The sequence below is a fragment of the Kitasatospora sp. NPDC007106 genome, from assembly GCF_040634455.1.
In the GTDB taxonomy this organism is placed as follows: Bacteria; Actinomycetota; Actinomycetes; order Streptomycetales; family Streptomycetaceae; genus Kitasatospora; species Kitasatospora arboriphila.
Map to the genome: position 1 here is coordinate 1 of NZ_JBEYFP010000398.1, position 5,499 is coordinate 5,499.

Annotated in this window: 3 protein-coding genes and 1 pseudogene; all 4 read left to right on the top strand. The window is 73.4% G+C overall.

Annotation, left to right across the window (positions count from 1 at the left end):
* Positions 1–554 (top strand): annotated as a pseudogene (locus ABZ641_RS24470) (N-acetyltransferase); the annotation flags it as partial.
* A gap of 11 nt (positions 555–565) precedes the next feature.
* Positions 566–1,732, top strand: coding sequence for an acyl-protein synthase (locus ABZ641_RS24475; RefSeq protein ID WP_359984927.1), 1,167 nt, complete (start codon positions 566–568; stop codon positions 1,730–1,732).
* Positions 1,729–4,254, top strand: a complete 2,526-nt coding sequence (locus tag ABZ641_RS24480; protein ID WP_359984922.1) for an acyl-CoA reductase — start codon at positions 1,729–1,731, stop codon at positions 4,252–4,254. The genes ABZ641_RS24475 and ABZ641_RS24480 overlap by 4 nt, the downstream gene beginning before the upstream one ends.
* Positions 4,255–4,454: 200 nt before the next feature.
* The coding region (locus tag ABZ641_RS24485; protein ID WP_359984924.1) for an NlpC/P60 family protein at positions 4,455–5,499 on the top strand (1,045 nt) is incomplete at its 3' end.

Consider the following 5,499-nt stretch of genomic DNA (forward strand, 5'->3'; position numbering starts at 1 on the left):
CCCCGGCCCGCCCGGCCGGGCGGAGTGCGCCAGCGACCGCACCGATGGAGCTGATCACCGCGCCCGGCTTCGTCCGCCGCCGGTTCCTGGAGCTCTTCCCCGACCCGGGCGCGCGGTTCTTCCCGCTGCACCTGCCGAACGCCGTGCTCACCCCGCCGGACGGCGCCTTCGAGGCGTACGCCGACCTGGACCCGGTGGCGGCGAGCTGCTCGCTGGTCGCCGTGCACCCGTCCCCGGCGGCCGTCGCGGGCGCGCTGGAGCCGCTGATGGCGGCCGTCACCCGCGCGGGCGCCGACTACGTCGAGACGCTGCTGCCGCTGGCCGACACCGCCGCGCTCGACGCCTTCCTCGCCGCCGGATTCATCCCGAGCGCCGTCTACCCGGCGATGCGCCGGATCGGCGACCGGTTCCACGACTACGTCGTGCTGTCCCGGACCAGCCGCCAGATCGACTTCCGGGCCACGGCCGCCGGCCCGCGGCTGCGGCCGTACCTGGAGTCGTACCTGACCGCCTGGACCTCGACCTACCTGACCCTTCCCGAGGTTGCCCCGTGACCGTCCCCGCCCTGAACCCGCATCTCGCACCGGTCGGGGTCCCCGACCCCGCCGCGCTCGCGCACCTGCAGCAGCTGTGCGACCTGGCCGACCCGTACACCGCCGGACCGGACGCCGACGCGCTGTTCGCCGCCGCCATGGCCGAGACCAACGCCTGGCACGCGCAGCGTTCGCCGTTCCTCCGCTCGCTGCTGGCCGGGCCCGCCGAGACCCCGGCCCCGACCGTCGGCGCGGACGTCCGAACCCCGCTGGTGCACGCCAACTTCTTCAAGCGGCACGAGGTGCTGTCGATCCCGCGGGAGGAGGTGTTCCTGCACCTCACCTCCTCCGGCACCACCGGCCAGAAGTCGCAGATGTTCTTCGACACCTGGACGATCCGCTCCGCCCAGCGCATGGTCGCCCGGATCTTCGACCACTACGGCTGGATCACCCCCGAACAGCCCGTCAACTACCTGCTGTACAGCTACGAACCGGCACCGCAGCTGAAGCTCGGCACCTCCTTCACCGACAACTACCTGTGCGACTTCGCCCCCGCGCACCGCACCGCGCACGCCCTGCGGCACACCGGCAGCGGCCACGAGTTCGACGTCCACGGCTGCATCGAGGCCCTGCAGCGGTACGCCGACGAAGGGCTGCCCGTGCGGATCCTCGGCTTCCCCGCCTTCCTGCACTTCACCCTGGAGCGGATGCGCGCCCTCGGCCTGCCGCCGCTGCAGCTGCCCGCCGGCTCGCTCGTCCTGCTCGGCGGCGGCTGGAAGGGCCACACCGACCGGCAGATCGGCAAGGACGCGTTCTACGCCGCCGTCACCGAGCAGTTGGGCATCCCCTCCGACCGGATCCGGGACACCTTCGGCTCCGTCGAGCACTGCGTGCCGTACATCGAGTGCGGGCACCACCGGCTGCACGCCCCGGTCTGGTCGCGGGTGGCCGTCCGCGACACCCGCACCCTGGAGCCGCTGCCGTACGGCGAGCCCGGCTTCCTGCACCTGGTCTCCCCGTACATCACCTCGGTGCCCGCGCAGAGCGTCGTCATGGGCGACCTGGCCTCGCTGCACCCGGGCGACGCGTGCCCCTGTCCGCTGGCCACCCCGTGGTTCACCGTCCACGGCCGTGCCGGGATCAGCCGCAACCGCACCTGCGCGGCCGCCGCCGCCGAACTCCTGAAGGGAATGTCGTGACCACCGCACCCCACTACTGGCAGGGCGCCTTCGTCGACGACGAGGAGGCCGCCCGGCGGCTCGCCGACCTGCCCGCGCTGGCCGCCGAGGTGCTCGCCGAACCGCTGCCCGCCGAGACGGTGCTGAACGCCTGCGCCCGCCTCGCCGACACCCTCCGCTCCGCGGGCGACCCCGTCCGGTCCCGCCTGCTCGCCGAACTCGCCGCCGACGGCCTCGACGCCGAGGAGGCGGCCGCCGTCCTCGACGAGATCGCCGGGGCGGTCGACCGGCCCGCGCTGGAACGCAAGCTCCGCCGCGAACTCGGCGCACTGCGCCCCGAACGCCTCGTCCGGCCCGACGCCCGGGAGACCGTCTTCGAGGCCTGGGCACCCGTCGGCCTGCTGGTCCACATCGCCCCCGGCAACGCCGCCGCGGTCGCCCCGCTCAGCGTGGTCGAGGGCCTGCTCACCGGCAACCTCAACGTGCTGAAGACCAGCAGCGGCGACACCCTGCTCGCGCAGCACCTGCTCGCCGCACTGGCCGACGCCGACCCGACCGGGGCGATCGCCCGGCGCACCGTCGCCCTGCGCTTCCCCTCCGGCCGCACCGACTGGCTGCGCCTGCTCTGCGAGCCCGCCGACGCGGTGGCCGTCTGGGGCGGCGAGGAGGCCGTCCGCTCGGTCGCCGAACTCGTGCCGCCCGGCTGCCGGTTGGTCGAGTGGGGCCACCGGATCTCGTTCGCCTACCTGACCCGCGACGCCTGGTCGGACACCGCCACCCTGGACGCGCTCGCCGCCGACGTCTGCCGCCTCGAACAGCAGGCCTGCTCCAGCCCCCAGGTGGTCTACCTCGACACCGAGGACGAGACCGAGGTCTTCGCCTTCGCCGACCGCTTCGCCATGCATCTCGCCGCCGCCTCGGCCGCGTCGCCCCGCCCGGTCCTCGACCCGGCCGAGCACGCCGAGATCACCACCGCCGAACTGCTCGCCCGGCTGGAGGAACACCTCGGCCTCACCCGGGTCCTCGCCGCCGAGGACGGCTCCTGGCGCGTCCTCGCCGACACCCGCCCGGCCCTCGCCGCCTCCCCGCTGAACCGCTCGATCTGGGTCAAGCCGCTGCCCCGCGCCTCCGTCATGGCCGTGCTGCGGCCGATGCGCCGCTACCTGCAGACCGCCGCGATCGGCGCCGACCGCGCCGACACCGCCCGGCTCGCGCAGGCCGTGCTCGCCGCCGGCGTCCTACGGGTCACCCCGGTCGGCGCCATGCTCGACAGCTACCACGGCGAACCCCACGACGGCGTCTACGCGCTCCAGCGCTACAGCCGCCGGGTCGCCGTCCGCACCGACGCCGCCTTCACCACCACCGCCTGCCTCGACGACCTCGCCGGGCCCCAGGCCCTCCCCGCCGCGCCGGGCGGGCCGCTGCTCGACAAGCCGGGCGTCCAGGAGCAACTGCGCACCCTCGCACCCGAACACGCCCACCTGTACTTCCGCAGCGGCGGCAGCAGCGGCGCGCCGGCACTGTCCGTCTTCACCAACGCCGACTACGACACCCAGATGCGGGCCAGCGCCAACGGCCTGCTCGCGGCCGGCTTCGACCCGGCCCGGGACCGCGCCGCCAACCTCTTCTACTGCGGCGGCATGTACGGCAGCTTCATCAGCTTCTTCTCCATCCTGGAGCGGCTGAACGCCACCCAGCTGCCGATCGCGGCCGGACCCGACCACGCCGCCACCGCCGAGGCGCTCGTCGCCCACCGTGCGGACACCGTGTTCGGCATGCCCTCCTACCTCTGGCAGCTCTTCCACGACCAGGGCGCGGTGCTGCGCGCCTACGGCGGGATCCGCAAGGTGTTCTACGGCGGCGAGCACTTCACCGCCGAACAGCGCCGGGTGCTCACCGAGGAGTTCGGCGTCGAGTCGATCCGCTCGGCGGCGTACGGCAGCACCGACCTCGGACCGCTCGGCTACCAGTGCACCCACGCCGAGGGCTCCGTCCACCACGTCCTCACCGAGCTCCACACCCTGGAGATCCTCGACCCGGAGACCGACCGGCCCGTCCCCGCCGGACAGCCCGGCCGCCTCGTCTTCACCACCCGCACCCGGGCCGGCCAGCGCCTGGAGCGGTACCAGATCGGCGACCTCGGCCGGAGCGTCGACGGCCCCTGCCCCTGCGGCAGCCACACCCCCCGGATCGAACTCCTCGGCCGGTACGGCGACGTCGTCCGGGTGGGCACCTACTTCCTCAACGTCCGCCGCCTCATGACGGTGGCGGAGGAACACCTCGGCTACCGCGGCGAACTCCAGCTGCTCGTGGACGCCGACCCCGTCCGCGAACACCTCACCGTCCGCCTCGACGAACGCTACGCCCCCGCCCCGGAGGCCGCCCTCGACGTCTTCCTGGCCACCGTCCCCGAACTGGCCTCGGCCACCGCCGAGTCGCTCCTCACCTGCACCGTCGAGACCGTCCCCACCAGCGCCTTCGACCGCACCCCGACCAGCGGCAAGCTCCGCACCGTCGTCGACCGGAGGCCGGCCACCGCCTGACGTCCACGACACCCCGACTCCCGGCGGGGCCACCGGCCCCGCCGGGTTCCCCCACGGCCACCTCGGCGCCGCGTGCACGCGGCTTGCAGAAATTGTTTTCACCCGGGCCTGTCGGATGCGGACCGTGCGGTGCTTGAATGTCCGCCACCAACCCCCCTTCCGTTGCTGCCACTTGTGGCACACGCCCCCGAGGATGCCCTGTGACTACGCGCGTCGACCCGTTACCCCGGCGGTCCCTTCCGCCCCTGCGCCTCGCCGCACTGCTGGCCGTACTCGCCTCCCTCGCCGTCTTCTTCGTCGGCGCGCAGGCCGCCCACGCCGCACCCGCCTGCGGAGTCCTCTCCCCCGGTGCCGCGCCACAGGCCGACTCGGCCGTGAACGCGGCCTGCAGCCTGATCGGCACGCCGTACTCGTGGGGCGGCGGCCACGGCGGGCAGCCGGGCCCCTCGTACGGGATCTGCGACGCATCGAACGGCGCCCCGAACGACTGCCACGTGAAGGGCCTGGACTGCTCCGGCATGGTCCGCTACGCCTACTACCTCGCCGTGGGCACGGACGTCATCAACGGCGTGACCACCACCCAGTGGACCACCTCGCGCGCGGTGGCGAGATTCCTCCGGAGCGACGGGACGGGCCCGCTGCTCCCGGGCGACCTGGTGTTCTTCGGGGGCACCCCGTCCACCATCCACCACGTGGCGATGTACCTGGGCCAGGGATACATCGCCGAGGCGCCGTACTCCGGCGGCCACGTGCAGGTGGCCGCGCTGTCCTCGCACGGCGACTACTACGGCGCCGTCCGCCTCTACGGCCCCGGCGGTTCCACCCCGCCGCCGTCCGGCACGACCAGGTACTGGGTCGACACCTTCGCCAACGCCCCCGTCTACGCCTCCCCCACCAGCACGGCAAGCACCGGCACCCTCAACCAGGGCACCAACTACGTGTTCTGCAAGACCTGGGGACGCGAGATCCGCAACGGCAGCAGCTACAACCACTGGTGGCTGAAGACCGACCCCGACACCGGCCCCGCCGGCCAATGGGTCTCCGCCTACTACCTGTCCAAGTGGGGCAACGACCAGGCCAAGGACAACAACGGCGCCGTCATCCCCGACTGCCCGGGCGGTTCCACCCCGCCGCCGTCCGGCACCACCAAGTACTGGGTCGACACCTTCGCCAACGCCCCCGTCTACGCCTCCCCCACCAGCACGGCAAGCACCGGCACCCTCAACCAGGGCACCAACTACGTGT